This window comes from Comamonas aquatica (genome assembly GCF_018064205.1).
GTDB classification, from domain to species: Bacteria; Pseudomonadota; Gammaproteobacteria; order Burkholderiales; family Burkholderiaceae_C; genus Comamonas; species Comamonas aquatica.
In genome coordinates this window covers 3,132,900-3,147,505 of record NZ_CP072916.1, presented here as the reverse complement: position 1 = coordinate 3,147,505, position 14,606 = coordinate 3,132,900, and the positions used below count along the sequence as shown (strand labels likewise).

Below are 14,606 nucleotides of genomic sequence, written 5' to 3'. Positions count from 1 at the left end.
CAAGATGGCCTACACCTTTCAATCACGCGCTACGGCCGACTTGATCATGCTGAAAGCCACCGCCGAGCAGTTGCTGAAGCTGCTGGACAAGCAGGTGGGGGAGCCTGGCATTGTGACGGTCGAGCAGATCCCGCATGCCTTGGATGTACTGGAGCGCGCCGTGGCCGAGGACGATGCCAAGCGCAAGGCAATCGAAATCGAAATGCAGTCCTCGGCGCACGAGGATGTGGCCAAGGCGGCCCTCGCATCGGCGCAGCTGGGCTCCGTCAGCCTGCGCCAGCGGGTGGTGCCCTTTGCCGACATGTTGCGCCGCAGTGCGGCCGAGGGCAAGCCAGTGACCTGGCACCTCTGACGCCAGACCGGGCCCGCTGCGCGAAGGTGCGCCGCGGGTCGCTGGCATAAAAAAATCGCCTGGGTGCGTGTGCGCCCGGGCGATTTTTTTGGTGGGCATGGCGCTGTGCCATGCCCTGGGCCCAAGGCCTTAGTCGGCGAACTGGCCGGCGGCCTTGATGACCTTGCCCCAGGTTTCGATTTCCTTGGCCACGAACTTCTTGTGTTCGGCGGGTTCGACACGGTTGTCGGCCACCACCACGGCGCCCAGGCCTTCCTGCTTGCGGACGAACTCGGGGTCCTTCACGGCCTGCTTCAGGGCGTTGTTCAGCTTGGTCAGGACTGCGGCTGGGGTGCCCTTGGGGGCGTACAGGCCGTGCCAGACGGTCACATTGAAGCCCTTCAGGCCCGAAGAGTCCAGGGTGGGGATGTCTTTCAGGGCGGGGGCCTTCAGCGGCTGCAGCGTGGTCACGCCGTAGGCCTTGACCTTCTTGCCTTCGATCTGCGACGAGGTGTTGGTGGTCTGGTCGCACATCAGGTCGATGGTGCCGCCCATCAGGTCGGTGATCGCAGGGGCCGCGCCCTTGTAGGGCACGGTGGTCATCTGCGTGGCCATCGCGCTCTGGAACATCAGGCCGCACAGGTGGCCGGCGGAACCCAGGCCCGAGTGACCGATGTTGACCTTTTCCTTGTTCTTGTTGATGTACTCGCGCAGTTCGGCGAAGTTTTTGGCTTCCAGGGTGGGGCGGCCAATCACGGTCATGGGCACGTCGTTGACGATGCCCAGGAATTCGAAGTCGTTCAGCACGTCGAACGGCAGCTTGCGGTACAGCGAAGGCATGGTCGACATGCCAATGTGGTTCAGCAGCAGGGTGTAGCCATCGGGATTGGCGCGGGCCACCTTGGCGGCGCCGATGGAGCTGCCGGCACCGGCCACGTTTTCGATCACCACGGTGGCGCCACCCAGGGGCTTGCGCAGGGCTTCTGCCAGGTCGCGGGCCACGCGATCGGTGGGGCCGCCGGCGGTGAAGGGAACGACGACGGTGATGTTCTTGCTGCCAGGGAAATCTTGGGCTGCCACACCGAACGAAGTGGCGGCGGCTGCCAAGGCGATGGCGGCAATGCGGAATGTCTGGGCCATTGTGTGTATCTCCTAACGCTTGTAAGGGGGGAATGCTATGAATATGTGGTGGGATGCCATCTCCGCACATTCCCTAGGTTGTCCGGAAAAAATTCTAAGAACGGAAAATGCTTGCGCGAAATCAATCAACGGCGTGCGGCAGTAGTGTTGCCAAGGTGACTTTAAATTCGTGAAATTTCGAGTAAATGCGCGCATTTTTTGACTTGTTCACCAAACAAAACAGGCCCGGAGGGCCTGTGAAGTGGGTGTGTGAAGCTTCCATGGGCGGCCGGTGCGGCCCGCCCACCCAAGGGTCATCTGTGCTTTTTTTGCATCATGCGTACTAATTTTTGCAATGCGGGAATTCAGGCGTAGCTGCGGGCATCCTCGATCACCTTGCCGTCGTTGGGCAGGCTGCCCGGTGCCACCAGCTGCACGTCGGCGCGCAGCTTGGTGACTTCGCGCACGGCCTCGGCCATCAGCTGCGCCAGGCCGGGCGCGGTCTCGGTGCTCTCGACCAGCATCGTCATCTGGTCGTTGGCCATCTCGCCGCTGACCACCAGACGCGCCTTGCCGGCCTGGGGGAAGCGCTTGACCACTTCCGAGACCTGGCCGGGGTGCACGAACATGCCGCGCACCTTGGTGGTCTGGTCGGCACGGCCCATCCAGCCCTTGATGCGCAGGTTGGTGCGCCCCGTGGGGCAGGTGCCGGGCAGCACGGCCGAGAGGTCGCCGGTGCCGAAGCGGATCAGTGGGTAATCGGGGTTCAGGGTGGTGATCACCAGCTCGCCCACCTCGCCCTCGGGCACGGGGTCTCCGGTGCCGGGGCGCACGATCTCCACGATCACCCCCTCGTCCAGGACCAGGCCTTCGCGGGCCGAGGTTTCATAGGCGATCAGGCCCAGGTCGGCGGTCGCGTAGCACTGGTAGGCCGTCACGCCCCGTGCCTGCAGCCAGTCCCGCAGCGAGGGCGGGAAGGCTTCGCCACTGACCAGGGCCTTGCGCATCTGGGGCAGGGCCACGCCCAGGTGTTCGGCCTTTTCCAGGATGAGCTTGAGGAAGCTGGGGGTGCCGATGTAGCCGGCCGCCTGCAGCTCGGCCATTGCCTGCACCTGCTGCTCGGTCTGGCCGGTGCCGCCGGGGAACACGCTGCAGCCCAAGGCGTGGGCCCCGGTTTCCATCATCGAGCCGGCGGGCACGAAGTGGTAGCTGAAGCAGTTGTGGATCAGCTCGCCGGGGCGAAAGCCCGCCGCGTAGATGGCGCGGGCCATGCGCCAGTAGTCCGGGCGCGTGCCTTCGGGCTCATAGATGGTGCCGGGGCTGGCGAACACACGGGGCATGCGTGCGCCGAAGGCCTGGGTGGCAAAGCCGCCGAAAGGGCTGCTGGCGCGGTGGGCCTGCTGGGTGGCCAGCAGTTCGTACTTGCGGGTCACCGGCAGCTGGGCCAGGGCAGCGCGCGAGTGGATGTCGCCCGCCTGCACCCCCGCCAGGATGCGGGCAAAGGCGGGCGCGTGCTGCTGCGCATGGGCCACCTGGGCCGGCAGGGCCGCCATCAGCGCGGCTTCGCGCGCGGCCGGGGCGCGGGTCTCCAGATCGTCGTAATGCTGGCTCATGCGAATGCTCCGAAACTTGGGGGGTGAGAATGGAAGGCGAAATGGGTCGTTTGCGCCCTGCTGGCGGGCGCATCCAGCTATGGATTTGGGGTCTTCAGGCCAGCCAGCGCTTGCGGCGCTTGTAGCTTTTGACGTCCTTGAAGCTCTTGCGCTCGCCGCCGCCCACGCCCAGGTAGAACTCCTTGACGTCTTCGTTGGAGGCCAGGTCGGCCGCGGGGCCATCCATCACGATGCGGCCGCTTTCCATGATGTAGCCGTAGTCGGCGTACTTCAGCGCCATGTTGGTGTTCTGCTCGGCCAGCAGGAAGGTCGTGCCTTCCTTGGCGTTCAGGTCCTTGACGATGTTGAACACCTCTTCCACGATCTGCGGCGCCAGGCCCATCGAGGGTTCGTCCAGCAGCACGATGTTGGGGTTGCTCATGATGGCGCGGCCGATGGCGCACATCTGCTGCTCGCCGCCCGAGGTGTAGGCCGCCTGGCTGGTGCGGCGCGTCTTCAGGCGCGGGAAGTAGTTGTAGACCTTCTCCAGGTTGGCCGCGATCTCGCCCTTGTCGCTGCGGGTGTAGCTGCCGGTCATCAGGTTTTCTTCGATGGTCAGGTGGGCGAAGCAGTGCCGCCCTTCCATGACCTGCACCACGCCCCGTTTGACGAGGTCCGCGGGCGACAGGTTCTGGATCTGTTCGCCGCGCAGCTCGATGCTGCCCTTGGTCACCTCGCCCCGCTCGCCCTTGAGCAGGTTGGAGATGGCGCGCAAGGTGGTGGTCTTGCCGGCACCATTGCCGCCGAGCAGGGCCACGATGCCCTTTTCGGGCAGCTGTAGCGAGACACCCTTGAGCACCAGGATGACGTGGTTGTAGATGACCTCAATGCCGTTGACGCTGAGGACGATGTTCTGTGCTTGCATAGTCGTGCCTTTCAACCAATCGACAGGCCTGCGCATGGGTGGCAGGGCTGTCGGCTGGACACTGCGCCGAAGCGGGCAGTGCCGTTGCACAAGTGCTGGAGCCGGGCTGGCACCAGGAGGTCCAGCCCGTGCTGCATTACTTGCAGTCCGCGGCGGCGCGGCGGGTGTGCTTCTTGTCGGCCAGGTACTTGTCGCCCTGTTCCTTGATCAGCGGCTCGATCACCTTGTCATCCGACTGGTACCAGTCGCTGCCCATGTTCCACTTCTTGCCGTCCCAGGTGTGGATGCGGGCCCAGGTGGAACCCATGTGGTCGCCGCAGCTGGTCTTGAGCGGACGCATGATTTCGTCGAAGCCCAGCTCCTTCAGGCGCGCGTCCGTCAGGTTCAGGTTTTCGTAGCCCCAGCGCACCTGCTCGCCGGTCATGGGCTTGCCCTTGCCGAACTTCTCCTGCGCGGTGCGGATGGCTTCCACGGTCAGCATGGAGATGATCATGCCGCGGGTGTAGAGCACGGAGCCGACTTCGTCGCGCGGGCCGGTGCCGGCCTTCTTGTCGTGCACGTGCTTGAGCACGTCCTGCGCCACCTTGGTGTTCTGGCCATAGCCGTTCAGTGCCAGGGTCTGGTAGCCCTTGGCACCTTCGCCCACGTCGCGGACATCGGGTTCGGCACCGGCCCACCACACGCCATACAGCTTGTCACGCGGGAAGCCGGTGGCCTGGGCCTCCTTCAGTGCGGTGGAGTTCATCACGCCCCAGCCCCACAGCAGGGCAAAGTCGGGGCGGCTCTGGCGCAGCTGCAGCCAGGTGGCCTTCTGCTCCACGCCGGGCGCGGTCACGGGCAGCAGCTGCAGCTCGAAGCCGTGCATCTTGGCGCGTTCCTGCAGCACCGGGATGGGTTCCTTGCCGAAGGGGCTGTCGTGGTAGATCAGCGCAATCTTCTTGCCCTTGAGCTTGTCCAGGCCGCCGGCCTTCTTGCCGATGTGCTGGATCAGGATGTCCGCGCCGGTCCAGTAGCTGCCCATGAAGGGAAAGTTCCACTGGAAGGCATTGCCGTCCTTGGCGATCGACAGGCCATAGCCCAGCGTGATCAGCGGGATCTTGTCCACGGGCGCCTTTTCGGTCAGCGCGAAGGTGATGCCGGTGGCCTGGGGGTCGATCGCGGCCACGAAAGGCTTGCTCTTCAGGCGTTCGTAGCACTCCACGCCACGGTCGGTGGCGTATCCGGTTTCGCACTCTTCATAGGCAATCTTGACGCCGTTGATGCCACCGTCGCGCTCGTTGATCAGCTTCAGGTAGTCCTGCTTGCCGTTGGCCCATGGAATGCCGTTGGGGGCATAGGCGCCGGTGCGGTAGGACAGCAGGGGAATGAATTGCTCGTTGGCTTGTGCCGCTGCGCTGCCAGCAAAGCCGGCACCGGCGGCAACCAGGGTGGCCGCCAGGGCCAGACGGGTGAACTTCATGGTTTGTCTCCTTGTTGGGATGGATCTCTAACGTCACCGAAAACGCGCAACACGCGCACACACACCTTGAAACTCGATCAATGCGGGAAAGGCCAGACGCGCATCTTCTGCTTGCCGATGGACCACAGCTTGGCCAGTCCATGGGGCTCGACGATCAGGAACCAGACGATCAGGCCGCCGAAGATGATGAATTCCGCGTGCGACACGCCGGCCGTGGAAATCTCGAAGCCGAACAGGTTGGCCAGGGCAGGCAGCAGCAGGCTCAGGAAGATGGGCAGCACCACGATGAAGGCCGCGCCGAAGAAGCTGCCCATGATGGAGCCTAGGCCGCCGATGATCACCATGAACAGCAGCTTGAAGGAGATGTCCACCGAGAAGGCGGCCGGCTCCCAGGCGCTCAGGTGCACAAAGGCCCACAGCGCACCGGCCACGCCGACGATGAAGGAGCTGACGGCAAACGCACTGAGCTTGGCGTACATAGGGCGGATGCCGATCACGCTGGCGGCCACGTCCATGTCGCGGATGGCCATCCACTCGCGGCCGATGGCGCCGCGCACTAGGTTCTTGGCCAGCAGGGCCAGCACTACCAGCACACTCAGGCAGAACAGGTACTTGGACTGGGCCGAGTCGATGGCCATGCCGAAGACCTGCAGGTCCGAGACCGACACCGAGCCCGAGGGCGAGTTGTTGGTGAACCACTTGATGCGCAGGAACATCCAGTCGCTGAAGAACTGCGCGGCCAGCGTGGCCACCGCCAGGTACAGGCCCTTGACGCGCAGGCTGGGCAGGCCGAACAGGATGCCGAAGAAGGTGGCGCACAGGCCGCCCAGGATGAGGGCCGGAATCAGCGGCATGCCGGGGATGCGCACGATGACGTTGTAGGCGCCGTAGGCCCCCACCGCCATGAAAGCCCCCGAGCCCAGCGAGATCTGGCCGCAGTAGCCCACCAGGATGTTCACACCCAGCGCGGCCAGCGACATGATGACCAGCGGGATCAGGATGGCGCGGTAGAAGTAGTCCGAGGCGAACATCGGCACCACCAGGAAGGCGGCGGCGATCAGCACCAGGATGGCGATCTTGTCCTGGCGGATGGTGAAGATCTGCTGGTCGGCCCGGTAGCTGGTTTTGAACTGACCGTTCTCACGATAGAACATGTGTGTCTCCTAATTGTTCTGGGGGTGGACCGGTCAGACGCGGTCGATGATCTTTTCGCCAAACAGCCCTTGCGGACGGAACAGCAGGAACACCAGGGCCAGCACGTAGGCGAACCAGATCTCGATGCCGCCGCCCACATAGGGACCCAGGTAGACCTCGGACAGCTTCTCGCCCACACCGATGATCAGGCCGCCAATGATGGCGCCGGGCACCGAGGTCAAACCGCCCAAAATGACCACTGGGAGAGCGCGGAGTGCTACGGTTGTGAGAGTGAACTGCACGCCCAGCTTGGAGCCCCAGATCATCCCGGCCACCAGGGCCACGATGCCGGCCACGCACCAGACGATGACCCAGATGCGGTTCAGCGGAATGCCGATGGACTGGGCGGCCTGGTGGTCGTCGGCCACGGCGCGCAGTGCGCGGCCGGTGCCGGTCTTCTGGAAGAAGATGGACAGGGCGGCCACCAGGCAGGCGGCGATCACGGCTGCGATCACGTCTTCCTGGTTGATCATCACGCCGCCGTCAAACACCGAGTCCAGCACGAACACCGGGTCCTTGGGCATGCCGATGTCGATCTTGTAGATCTCGCTGCCGAACAGCGTCTGGCCCACGCCTTCCATGAAGTAGGTGATGCCTAGCGTGGCCATCAGCAGCGTGGCGGCGTCCTGGTTCACCAGGTGGCGCAGCACCAGGCGTTCGATGATCCAGGCGCAGACGAACATGATGGCGGCAGCGATCACAAAGGCCGCGACGTTGGCCACCAGCTTGCTTTCCAGGCCGGTCCACTGCGGAATCCACTCCGCAAAGCGCGCCATCGCCAGGGCCGCGAACAGCACCATGGCGCCTTGGGCGAAGTTGAAGACACCCGAGGCCTTGAAGATCAGCACGAAGCCGAGGGCCACCAGGGCATACAGCATGCCGGCCATCAGGCCGCCAAACAGGGTTTCCAGAAAGAATGCCATTGCGAGTCTCCCGTGTTCCGTGGTGGTCAGTGGCTGGTGCCCAGATAGGCACGGATCACGTCTTCGTTGTTGCGCACTTCGTCGGGGGCGCCGTCGCCGATCTTCTTGCCGTAGTCCAGCACGACCACGCGGTCCGAGATGTCCATCACCACGCCCATGTCGTGCTCGATCAGCACGATGGTGGTGCCGAATTCGTCGTTCACGTCCAGGATGAAGCGGCACATGTCCTGCTTTTCCTCGACGTTCATGCCGGCCATGGGCTCGTCCAGCAGCAGCACCTGGGGTTCCATGGCCAGGGCACGGCCCAGGTCCACGCGCTTTTGCAGGCCGTAGGGCAACTGGCCCACGGGCGTCTTGCGGAAGGCCTGGATTTCCAGGAAGTCGATGATGTGTTCGACGAATTCGCGGTGCGCGATCTCTTCCTTTTCCGCAGGCCCCAGGCGCAGCGCCTGCATCAGGATGTTGCTTTTGATCTTCAGGTTGCGGCCGGTCATGATGTTGTCGATCACGCTCATGCCCTTGAACAGCGCCAGGTTCTGGAAGGTGCGGGCCACGCCCATTTCGGCCACCTGGCGGCTGTTCATGTGCGAGAAGGTCTGGCCACGGAAGGTGATGGAGCCTTCGCTGGGCGTGTAGACGCCGTTGATGCAGTTGAGCATGGAGCTCTTGCCGGCGCCGTTGGGGCCGATGATGGAGCGGATCTCATGCTCGCGCACATTGAACGAGATGTCGGTCAGCGCCTTCACGCCACCGAAGCGCAGGCTGATGTTCTGGATGTCCAGGATGACATCCCCAATCTTCTTGTCTGTCATGGCTGCTGCTTTCTGGGTGCGGCTCAGGCGGCGACGCGGGATGCGGGATAGGTCTGGGCGTTGAGGATCTGCAGCGTGGCGCTCACGCTGCCCGTGCGCCCGTCTTCGAACTTGACCTGGGTTTCAATGAATTGCTGGGTCTTGTCGCTGTAGAGCGCATCGATCAGGACCGCGTACTTGTCGGCAATGAAGTTGCGGCGCACCTTGCGGGTGCGGGTCAGCTCGTCGTCGTCGGGGTCCAGTTCCTTGTGCAGCACCAGGAAACGGGCGATCTGGGTGTCGGACATGCCGGCTTCGGTGGCCAGGTCGGCATTGACCTGGGCCAGGCACTCGCTGATCAGCTCCAGCACCTGGGGCTTGGAGGCCAGGTCCACATAGCCACCGTAGGGGATGCCCTGGCGTTCGGCCCAGTTGCCCACGGCTTCGTAGTCGATGTTGATGAAGGTGCAGACCTGGTCGCGCAGGTTGCCGAAGCACACGGCCTCCTTGATCTGCGGGAAGAACTTGAGCTTGTTCTCGATGTAGTTGGGCGCGAACATGGCGCCGGTGTTCATCTTGCCCACGTCCTTGGCACGGTCGATGATGCGCAGGTGGCCGTCCTCGTCCAGCACGCCGGCATCGCCGGTGTGGAAGTAGCCCTGCTCGTCGATGACTTCGGCCGTGGCATCAGGGCGCTTGTAGTACTCCTTGAGCACCGACACGCCCTTGACCAGCACCTCACCGTTGTCGGCAATCTTCAGCTCGATGCCGGGGGCGGCCTGGCCGACGGTGTTCAGCTTGACGTGGCCGTTCTTCTGGATGCAGACATAGGCGCAGGTCTCGGTCTGGCCATACAGCTGCTTGAGGTTGATGCCGATGGAGCGGAAGAACTTGAACAGATCGGGGCCGATGGCCGCACCGGCGGTGTAGGCCACGCGGATGCGCGACAGGCCCATCACGTTGCGCAGCGGCCCGTAGATCAGCAGGTCGCCCAGCTTGTACTTGAAGCGGTCCAGCGCACTGACGGGCTTGCCGTCCAGGATGTCGGCGCCGACCCGCTTGGCCAGTTGCATGCACTTTTCATACAGCCACTGCTTGGCGGGGGCGGCATCTTCCATGCGGATGGAGACCGAGGTCAGCATGCCTTCGAACACCCGGGGCGGGGCGAAGTAGTAGGTGGGGCCGATTTCGCGCAGGTCGATGTTGACGGTGCTGGCCGATTCCGGGCAGTTGATGGTGAAGCCCGCCACCATCCACTGTGCCAGCGAGAACAGGTGGTCGCCCACCCAGGCGGGGGGCAGGTAGGAAATGATGTTGTCGGCCGGGGTCAGTCCGTCGACCTCGACACCGCCCTGGGCCGAGCCGATAAAGCTGGCGTGCGTCTGGCACACGCCCTTGGGCTTGCCGGTGGTGCCCGAGGTGTAGAGGATGACGGACACGTCCTCGGGCTGCACGGCACGCGCCATGGAGTCCCACACGCCGGGGTGGCTGCGGTCCCACTCGGCGCCCAGTTGCTTGAGCTGTTCGGTGCTGATCAGGCCGGGCTGGTTGTAGTTGCGCAGGCCACGCGGATCGTCATAGATGATGTGCTGGATGCCGGGGTGCGATTCGCGCACTTCCAGCAGCTTGTCGACCTGCTCCTGGTTTTCCGCGAAGGCGAAGGCAATGTCTGCGTCCTGCATCACAAAGCCCATCTCCTGGGCCACGGCGTCCTGGTACAGCGGAATCGGCACGGCGCCCAGGCTTTGCACGGCGACAAAACCGATGTAGACGTGGGGGCGGTTGTCGCTGATGAAGGCCAGGTTCTGTCCCTTGGCCAGTCCGAGGGCCGCCAGGCCGCAGGCCATGTGGCGCGCATCCCGGGCCACATCGGCCCAGGTCCACGTCTGCCAGATGCCGTATTCTTTTTCGCGCAGGGCAGCAGCGTCGGGCCTCTCGGCGGCATGCTTGAGCAGCAGGTGCGGAAACGTGGTCACCATTGCAAATCCTTACAGCTTGTCAATCTCGAACTCGGCGATGGAGTGCGTCGTGAAGGCGACGACCCAGTCAATGGAGGCGATAGTAGGCAGGGGTTTGACGTTTTCTTGTCTTTACAACGACATTCAGGGGAAAGACCTAATCGGGTAATTACGCGGGTTTTGGCGTTTTTTCTGCGTGCGTTCGCTGTTTTTGACCTGCATCACGAACTGCGGACAAGTGCGGTGCCACTGGTCGTGGCAAACCCGAATGGCATTGCGCCGGGGTCTGCGCACATGCTCGGGTGTATGACTTCACGCACGACCTTGTACCAACGCCGTCGCCTGGCCACCCCGGAAGAGATTGCAGGCATTCCCTGGATGCAGTTGCTGCAGCCGCACGAGCGCGAGCGCGCAGTGGTCGGCCTGCAGGTGACCGAGGCCTGCGTGGGCGAGTTCGTGTGCCATGCGGGGCGTCCCGTGAGCTACTGGTTCGGGCTGATCGACGGCCTGCTGAAGATGAGTGCCGACAATGTGGACGGCATGACCATGACCTTCACCGGCGTGCCGCCGGGCGGCTGGTTCGGCGAGGGCACGTGCATCAAGCGCGAGCCCTACCGCTACAACATCCAGGCCCTGCGCAAGAGCGTGATTGCCGGCATTCCCATCGACACCTTCCAGTGGCTGCTGGACAACTCGCTGGGCTTCAACCGCTTCATCATGAACCAGCTCAACGAGCGCCTGGGCCAGTTCATCGCCGCGCGCGAGATCGACCGCATCAGCAACCCCGATGTGCGCGTGGCCCGCAGCCTGGCGGCGCTGTTCAACCCGGTGCTCTATCCCGGGGGCGGTTCGGTGCTGCGCATCACCCAGCAGGAACTGGCCTACCTGGTGGGGCTGTCGCGCCAGCGCGTGAACGAGGCCCTGGCCACACTGGAGGCGCATGGCGCCATCCACGTGGAATACGGCGGCCTGCGCGTCATGGATCTGCAGGCCCTGCGCGACGGGCGCTTCGCCCCCGGCAAGCGGGTGGCGCTGGCGGTCGGGTAAAACGCGTGGGCATCCACGGCCTGCCCAGCAGAAGTGGCCCAGCGGGGGGACAATAGCGGACCAACTCCAAGAGCCAACATGTCTTTCAAAGACCAACCCCATTCCCGGGGCCCCTCCAAGCCAGGTGCCCCCCGTTCCGCCAAGCCCGCAGGTGCGCGCCGCGATGGCGAGGATCGCCCCCGTGGTGGTGCACGCGACGAACGTGCGCCCCGCCGTGAAGGCAGCTTTGGCGGCGGTGACCGCCCCCGCTTCAACGACCGCAACGACCGCGGCCCCCGTCCCGAACGCAGCTTTGGCGACCGCCCCCGCCGCGAAGAAGGTGGCTTTGGCCGCTCGGACCGCCCACGCTTCAACAGCGACGAGCGCGGACCACGCCGTGAAGGCGGCGGTTTTGCCGGTGGCGACCGCCCCCGCTTCAACGACCGCAACGAGCGTGGCCCCCGTCCCGAGCGCAGCTTCGGCGACCGTCCTGCGCGCCGCGAGGAAGGCGGCTTTGGCCGTTCGGACCGCCCGCGTTTCAACAGCGACGAGCGCGGACCACGCCGTGAAGGCGGCGGTTTTGGCGGCGGTGACCGCCCCCGCTTCAACGACCGCAACGAGCGTGGCCCCCGTCCCGAGCGCAGCTTCGGTGACCGTCCTCCGCGCCGCGAAGAGGGTGGCTTTGGCCGCTCGGACCGCCCGCGTTTCAACAGCGACGAGCGCGGCCCGCGCCGTGAAAGTGGCGGTTTTGGCGGCGGCGACCGCCCCCGCTTCAACGACCGCAACGAGCGTGGCCCCCGTCCCGAGCGCAGCTTCGGCGACCGCCCACCACGCCGCGAGGAAGGTGGCTTTGGCCGTTCGGACCGCCCGCGCTTCAACAACGACGAGCGCGGCCCACGCCGTGAAGGTGGCGGTTTTGGCGGTGGCGACCGTCCCCGCTTCAACGACCGCAACGAGCGCGGCCCCCGTCCCGAACGCAGCTTCGGCGATCGTCCCCGCCGTGAGGACGGCGGCGCCGGTCGTTCGGACCGCCCCAGCTTCAACCAAGACCGTGGTCCCCGTCCCGAGCGCAGCTTTGGCGACCGCAAGCCTGGCTTTGGCAAGGGCCCGCGCAAGGATGGCGGCGACCGTGGTGGCCGCGAGCCGCAGGGCGATCGCTCCTTTCAGCCCCGCGAGGGCGAAGAGCGCCGTTCGCTGGGCGGCATCCGCACCTACCGTGCGCCGGCATCCCTGAAGGGCAAGGCCGCCCCGGTCAAGGTGATCCGCCGTGAAGAGGACGACCAGTAAGACCGGCTGAAAACATAGCGCCTGGCGCTGGTGTCTCAAGTCATTCAAGGCCAAAAGGCTTTGAAATCAAGAAAGGGAGCGCGCAAGCAGCTCCCTTTTTTATTGCTTTGGCGCTGCCGGCTGCCAGAGCACTTGGGGCGTGATGGCTTCCAAACTGGCGCAGCCCAGCTGGGCCATGGCCAGTTCCAGCTCGGCCCGCAGCAGGTGCAGCAGGTGGGCCACGCCCAGCATGCCGGCCGTGGCCAGGGCGTGCAGCTGGGGGCGGCCGATCAGCACAGCGTGTGCGCCCAGGGCCAGGGCCTTGACCACGTCCGTGCCGTGGCGCACGCCGCTGTCCAGCAGCAGCGGCACGGTGGGGCCGACGGCCTGGGCGATGGCGGGCAGCACCTCCAGCGGGCTGACCACGCCGTCCAGCACCCGGCCGCCGTGGTTGGAGACGATCAGCGCATCGGCCCCCAGGGCGACGGCCTGCTGCGCCTGCGCCGCGGACAGGATGCCCTTGACCACCAGGGGCAGGCGGGTCTGGTCGCGCAGCCAGCGCAGGTCGTCCCAGGTGGGCGCCTGCTGGGTCAGCGGCGTGCCGAACAGGATGGGGCCTTGCAGTGCGCTGGGGTGCTGGGTGCTGGGCATGCCGCGCAGGTTGGCGGCCTCCACCCCGGGCGGCAGGGGAAAGCCCGAGCGCTTGATGCTGGCGTCCACCGTCCAGACCAGGGCGGTGTAGCCGGCGGCTTCGGCGCGGCGCACCAACTGCAGGCTGTGCTGGCGGTCGGGTTGCAGGTAGAGCTGGAACCAGCGCGGTGCGCCCTGGCCCAGCTCCTGCGTGGCCTGGTCGGCGGTGGCGGCAATGGCTTCCAGCGTGTGGCTGGACAGGGTGCTGACCACCATGCCGGTCTGCAGCGCCATGGCGGCCTGGATGGTGGCCAGCTCGCCCGCCGGGTGCACCAGCTGCTGGTAGGCCACGGGCGCCAGCAGCAGCGGGCAGTGCAGCGGCTGGCCCAGCAGCGTGCGGCGGGTGTGGGCCTGCTGCAGCTGCGCCAGCGGCTGGGGCAGCAGGCGCAGCTGGTCGAAGGCGGCGCGGTTGTGGGCCAGGGTCAGCCCCTGGTCCGTGCCCCCCTGGATGTGCTGCCAGGCCTGGGCCTCCACATGGTGGATGGCATGCCGCTCGTAATCGGCGGCATGGGCGATGTCCGGCGGGATCTGTGCGTGGGCGGGGCGCACGGCGGCGCCCAGGGCGTTGAGGGCAGCCATGGGTGTCAGGCCTCGGACCACATGCGCAACAGGTTGTGGTAGGTGCCGGACAGCGCGGACAGCTTGGCGTGGTCCGGGTGGTCCACGGTCAGCTGCTGGATGGACTGGTCCAGGTCGAACAGCAGGCGGCGCTGTTCGTCGGACTTGACCAGGCTTTGCGTCCAGAAGAACGAGGCATAGCGCGTGCCCCGGGTGACGGGGTTGACGCGGTGCAGGCTGGTGCCGGGGTAGACGATGGCATCGCCCGCCGCCAGCTTGACGCTCTGGTAGCCGTAGGTGTCCTCGACGATCAGCTCGCCGCCCTCGTACTCCTCGGGGTCGCTGAAGAACACGGTGGTGGACACGTCGGTGCGCACCTTGATGGCGGTGCCGGGGATGACGAACAGGGCGTTGTCGATGTGGTTGCCGTAGGTGCCGCCGCCCTCATAGCGGTTGAAGCGCGGGGGCAGCACGCGCAGCGGCAGCGCGGCCGACAGGAACAGGGGGTTGCGGCCCAGGCGGTCCAGGATGAGGTTACCCAGCTGGGCGGCGATGGGGCTGTCGATGGGCAGTTGCAGATTGCTCTTGACCTTGACGGCCAGGCTGCCCGCCGTGGTGCGGCCATCCTGCCAAGTGGCCTGTTCCAGGGCCTGGCGGCAGTCGCGGACTTCGTCCGGGGTCAGCAGGGAAGGGATGCGCAGCATCATGGGGTCAGCAGCCTTTCAGAAAATCCGCCCTCGGCGCGGTGGCGGAGGGGGACAGTATCTATGGCAA

General features: G+C 65.5%; 13 protein-coding genes. 3 read left to right on the top strand and 10 right to left on the bottom strand.

The window, feature by feature from the left end:
• Positions 1–4: 4 nt before the first annotated feature.
• A complete protein-coding gene (locus tag KAQ61_RS14795) occupies positions 5–352 on the top strand; it encodes a DUF1840 domain-containing protein (RefSeq protein ID WP_042419439.1) in 348 nt (115 codons plus the stop codon).
• A 129-nt stretch (positions 353–481) separates the two neighbouring features.
• On the opposite strand, the gene KAQ61_RS14790 is transcribed toward KAQ61_RS14795, so the two are convergent.
• The 8 genes from KAQ61_RS14790 to KAQ61_RS14755 all read right to left on the bottom strand — a co-directional run bounded on the left by KAQ61_RS14790 (position 482) and on the right by KAQ61_RS14755 (position 10,313).
• Entirely contained in the window at positions 482–1,471 is a 990-nt protein-coding gene (locus KAQ61_RS14790; protein ID WP_042419442.1) for a tripartite tricarboxylate transporter substrate-binding protein, read from the bottom strand.
• Positions 1,472–1,815: 344 nt separating this feature from the next.
• Entirely contained in the window at positions 1,816–3,063 is a 1,248-nt protein-coding gene (locus KAQ61_RS14785) for a phenylacetate--CoA ligase family protein (RefSeq protein ID WP_183302253.1), read from the bottom strand.
• Positions 3,064–3,157: 94 nt separating this feature from the next.
• Positions 3,158–3,967 (bottom strand): ABC transporter ATP-binding protein, encoded by an 810-nt coding sequence (locus tag KAQ61_RS14780; protein WP_042419448.1) that lies wholly within the window; start codon positions 3,965–3,967, stop codon positions 3,158–3,160.
• 136 nt (positions 3,968–4,103) lie between these two features.
• Positions 4,104–5,426 carry an ABC transporter substrate-binding protein gene (locus tag KAQ61_RS14775; RefSeq protein WP_042419450.1) on the bottom strand — a complete coding sequence of 441 codons (1,323 nt, stop codon included), beginning with the start codon at positions 5,424–5,426 and terminating at the stop codon, positions 4,104–4,106.
• A gap of 77 nt (positions 5,427–5,503) precedes the next feature.
• On the bottom strand, positions 5,504–6,580 hold the full coding sequence (locus KAQ61_RS14770; protein WP_154164710.1) for a branched-chain amino acid ABC transporter permease: 1,077 nt from the start codon (positions 6,578–6,580) through the stop codon (positions 5,504–5,506).
• A gap of 33 nt (positions 6,581–6,613) precedes the next feature.
• Positions 6,614–7,543, bottom strand: a complete 930-nt coding sequence (locus KAQ61_RS14765) for a branched-chain amino acid ABC transporter permease (protein ID WP_043381900.1) — start codon at positions 7,541–7,543, stop codon at positions 6,614–6,616.
• A gap of 26 nt (positions 7,544–7,569) precedes the next feature.
• Positions 7,570–8,355, bottom strand: a complete 786-nt coding sequence (locus KAQ61_RS14760; protein WP_183302251.1) for an ABC transporter ATP-binding protein — start codon at positions 8,353–8,355, stop codon at positions 7,570–7,572.
• Between the two features lie 23 nt (positions 8,356–8,378).
• A complete protein-coding gene (locus tag KAQ61_RS14755) occupies positions 8,379–10,313 on the bottom strand; it encodes an AMP-dependent synthetase/ligase (RefSeq protein ID WP_043381895.1) in 1,935 nt (644 codons plus the stop codon).
• A 285-nt stretch (positions 10,314–10,598) separates the two neighbouring features.
• Here KAQ61_RS14755 and KAQ61_RS14750 point away from each other — a divergent pair, with 285 nt between their 5' ends.
• Together KAQ61_RS14750 and KAQ61_RS14745 are read left to right on the top strand one after the other, a co-directional pair.
• Entirely contained in the window at positions 10,599–11,339 is a 741-nt protein-coding gene (locus KAQ61_RS14750) for a Crp/Fnr family transcriptional regulator (RefSeq protein WP_174435626.1), read from the top strand.
• A 78-nt stretch (positions 11,340–11,417) separates the two neighbouring features.
• A complete protein-coding gene (locus KAQ61_RS14745; RefSeq protein WP_210929670.1) occupies positions 11,418–12,605 on the top strand; it encodes a hypothetical protein in 1,188 nt (395 codons plus the stop codon).
• Between the two features lie 99 nt (positions 12,606–12,704).
• Here KAQ61_RS14745 and KAQ61_RS14740 read toward each other — a convergent pair whose 3' ends face one another.
• Positions 12,705–13,853, bottom strand: a complete 1,149-nt coding sequence (locus KAQ61_RS14740) for an alpha-hydroxy acid oxidase (RefSeq protein WP_210929669.1) — start codon at positions 13,851–13,853, stop codon at positions 12,705–12,707.
• Between the two features lie 5 nt (positions 13,854–13,858).
• Positions 13,859–14,539 (bottom strand): Fe2+-dependent dioxygenase, encoded by a 681-nt coding sequence (locus tag KAQ61_RS14735; protein ID WP_210929668.1) that lies wholly within the window; start codon positions 14,537–14,539, stop codon positions 13,859–13,861.
• Positions 14,540–14,606 lie beyond the last annotated feature (67 nt).

Excerpts from the sequence above, each read along its gene's own strand:
- KAQ61_RS14795 (WP_042419439.1), top strand. The coding sequence starts at position 5 with ATGGCCTACACCTTTCAATCACGCGCTACGGCCGACTTGATCATGCTG.
- KAQ61_RS14790 (WP_042419442.1), bottom strand. The coding sequence starts at position 1,471 with ATGGCCCAGACATTCCGCATTGCCGCCATCGCCTTGGCAGCCGCCGCC.
- KAQ61_RS14785 (WP_183302253.1), bottom strand. The coding sequence starts at position 3,063 with ATGAGCCAGCATTACGACGATCTGGAGACCCGCGCCCCGGCCGCGCGC.
- KAQ61_RS14780 (WP_042419448.1), bottom strand. The coding sequence starts at position 3,967 with ATGCAAGCACAGAACATCGTCCTCAGCGTCAACGGCATTGAGGTCATC.
- KAQ61_RS14775 (WP_042419450.1), bottom strand. The coding sequence starts at position 5,426 with ATGAAGTTCACCCGTCTGGCCCTGGCGGCCACCCTGGTTGCCGCCGGT.
- KAQ61_RS14770 (WP_154164710.1), bottom strand. The coding sequence starts at position 6,580 with ATGTTCTATCGTGAGAACGGTCAGTTCAAAACCAGCTACCGGGCCGAC.
- KAQ61_RS14765 (WP_043381900.1), bottom strand. The coding sequence starts at position 7,543 with ATGGCATTCTTTCTGGAAACCCTGTTTGGCGGCCTGATGGCCGGCATG.
- KAQ61_RS14760 (WP_183302251.1), bottom strand. The coding sequence starts at position 8,355 with ATGACAGACAAGAAGATTGGGGATGTCATCCTGGACATCCAGAACATC.
- KAQ61_RS14755 (WP_043381895.1), bottom strand. The coding sequence starts at position 10,313 with ATGGTGACCACGTTTCCGCACCTGCTGCTCAAGCATGCCGCCGAGAGG.
- KAQ61_RS14750 (WP_174435626.1), top strand. The coding sequence starts at position 10,599 with ATGACTTCACGCACGACCTTGTACCAACGCCGTCGCCTGGCCACCCCG.
- KAQ61_RS14745 (WP_210929670.1), top strand. The coding sequence starts at position 11,418 with ATGTCTTTCAAAGACCAACCCCATTCCCGGGGCCCCTCCAAGCCAGGT.
- KAQ61_RS14740 (WP_210929669.1), bottom strand. The coding sequence starts at position 13,853 with ATGGCTGCCCTCAACGCCCTGGGCGCCGCCGTGCGCCCCGCCCACGCA.
- KAQ61_RS14735 (WP_210929668.1), bottom strand. The coding sequence starts at position 14,539 with ATGATGCTGCGCATCCCTTCCCTGCTGACCCCGGACGAAGTCCGCGAC.